Raw genomic sequence first — 2458 nt, 5'->3', positions numbered from 1 at the left:
GTAAGCGTCAAACCCAACCCACCTTCTACCTCACGGCCAATCATGAGAAGATAAGGGCAACCCAATCAAACAGGAGGTTGCCCCATGTCGAACAAAGAGCAGCGTCGAAAGGAATGGTCCGGACGTATCGCAGCATACAAAGCCAGCGGCCGGACCATGGCCACCTGGTGTGCCGCGAATGGCTGTACCATGGACCAACTCAAATACTGGCTCCGCAAAACGAAAAAGAATCCCTTGCCTGCTGAAGCGCCGGTCTATTCTCCCCGGTTTGTTCCTCTCACCGTTATCGGCCAGCCGGAAGCCCCTTCCTCGCTTGTGGTCCGCGTGGGACAGGCCAGCATCGAACTTCAATCGGGCTTCGACCCCGGCTTGCTCCGCTCCATCGTCCTCGCTTTGGAGACGCCATGTTAACCCTTCCTCATGTGCAGTCCGTCTATCTCGCCTGCGGTGCCACGGACCTGCGCAAGTCTATCGACGGGCTGGCGGCTCTCGTGCAGGAAGGCTTCAACTTAACTCCTTTCGCCCCCAGCCTGTTCGTGTTCTGCAATCGAGAGCGCAACAAGCTGAAAATCCTGTACTGGGAGCACAACGGCTTTTGGCTGTTTTACCGCCGGTTGGAGCAGGGCTGCTTTCAGTGGCCGGCCGGCAGCACGGGAACTGCAGCCATTTCTTCCCGCGAGCTGCGCTGGCTGCTGGACGGCCTTTCCCTCAGCCAGCGGCAGGCGCATCCACCCGTCCTGGCCCAAACGGTCGTCTAGCACAGTTCGCCGTTTCGCCATACCTTCACGCAGGAAATCGCCGGGCGCAGGCGAAAACGTCAGGTATGGAAAAACAGACGAACGCTCCCCTTACAATAGAAGAACTGGAAGAACGAAACGCCCGGCAGGAGCAACAGATCGCCGAACTCACCGCCAAGCTGAAATGGTACGAGGAGCAGGTGCGCCTTGCCCAGCAGAAACGCTTTGGCGCCTCCAGCGAAAAGACGGATCCGGACCAGATGGAATTGAACCTGTTCAATGAAGCGGAAGTGCTGGCTTCTTCGGGCACGCCGGAGCCGGAGACCGAAACCGTCACGTACAGCCGCAAAAAGACGGCCGGCAGCCGGGAAGCGAAGCTGGATCAGTTCCCGGTGGAAACTGTGGTCTACGAGCTGGCCGAAGGCGAGCGGGTTTGCGCCTGCTGCGGCGGTGCGCTCCATGAGATGAGTACGGAGACGCGCAATGAAATTACTGTCATCCCGGCGGAAGTCAAAGTCGTGCGTCACGTGCGCCGGGTGTATGCCTGCCGCCGCTGTGAACGCGAAGAGATCCGCACGCCTGTCGTGACGGCGCCGATGCCGAAGGCGGTTTATCCGGGAAGTCTCGCTTCCCCGTCCATCCTGGCGCATGTCATGAGCCAGAAATATGTGGAGAGCCAGCCGCTGTACCGACAGGAGCAGCAGTTTGCACGGCTCGGGCTTACCCTTTCGCGGCAGACGTTGGCGAACTGGATGATCTACGGGGCGGACCAGTGGCTCTCGCTGCTGACCGGGCGCATGCACGAGCACTTGCTCTCGCAGGACATTTTGCATGCGGACGAAACGACCCTGCAGGTGCTGCGCGAGCCGGGCAAATCGGCTGAAGCCCAGTCGTACCTGTGGCTGTACCGCACCGGACGCATGGGGCCGGCCATCGTACTCTACGACTACCGGAGCACCCGGGGCGGCGAGCATCCCCGGCAGTTCCTGTCGGGATTCAGCGGCTACCTTCATGTGGACGGCTATGCCGGTTACCACAAGGTAAAAAAGGTCACGCTCGTCGGCTGCTGGGCGCATGCCCGGCGCAAGTTCGACGAGGCCCTGAAGGTGCTGCCGGCGTCGCAGGACAAAACCGAAACGGCCGCCGGGCAGGGCCTTCAGTTCTGCAATCAGCTTTTTGCGATTGAACGCGAGCTAAAGGACGTGGCGCCGGAAGAAAGGCAACGAATCCGGCTCGAACGCAGCCAGCCGGTGCTGGACGCTTATTTGGCATGGCTGCGTGCGCAGCGTTCGCGGACCCTGCCGAAGAGTCTGCTCGGCCAGGCGATTACCTACAGCCTGAACCAGTGGAACAAGCTGACGGCGTTCCTGAAAGACGGGTGTTTGGAGATCGACAACAACCGCAGCGAGCGGTCGATCAAACCGTTTGTCATCGGGCGCAAGAACTGGCTGTTTGCGAATACGCCTCGCGGTGCAAAGGCGAGCGCCACCGTGTACAGCGTGATCGAAACGGCGAAAGAGAACGGGCTGAACCCATTCCAGTACTTGAAATACCTCTTTGAGCAGCTTCCGCAGTTGGCCGATCCCCGCGATCCTGAAGCCCTGGACCGCTTGCTGCCTTGGTCACCGTCGCTGCCGCTGACCGTACGCGTATTTAAATCATAATCTCATCATAGACAAGCCCACATCCTCTTGCCAAGGTGTGGGCTGTTTGACGCTTAC

General features: G+C 60.0%; 3 protein-coding genes. All 3 read left to right on the top strand.

Annotated features, from left to right (window positions below; translation table 11 throughout):
* Positions 1-84 precede the first annotated feature (84 nt).
* On the top strand, positions 85-411 hold the full coding sequence (gene tnpA / locus GSF01_RS29015) for an IS66 family insertion sequence element accessory protein TnpA (protein ID WP_159888746.1): 327 nt from the start codon (positions 85-87) through the stop codon (positions 409-411).
* Positions 405-758, top strand: coding sequence for an IS66 family insertion sequence element accessory protein TnpB (gene tnpB / locus GSF01_RS29010; RefSeq protein WP_159888745.1), 354 nt, complete (start codon positions 405-407; stop codon positions 756-758). Before tnpA ends, tnpB begins: the two co-directional genes overlap by 7 nt.
* A 65-nt stretch (positions 759-823) precedes the next feature.
* Complete coding sequence (gene tnpC / locus GSF01_RS29005; RefSeq protein ID WP_159888744.1) at positions 824-2401, top strand: IS66 family transposase; 1578 nt, start codon at positions 824-826, stop codon at positions 2399-2401.
* Positions 2402-2458 lie beyond the last annotated feature (57 nt).

This window comes from Paenibacillus puerhi, assembly GCF_009846885.1.
GTDB lineage: Bacteria > Bacillota > Bacilli > Paenibacillales > NBRC-103111 > Paenibacillus_G > Paenibacillus_G puerhi.
Note: the sequence above shows the minus strand (reverse complement) of the source record. Positions and strands in the feature narration are given on the sequence as shown.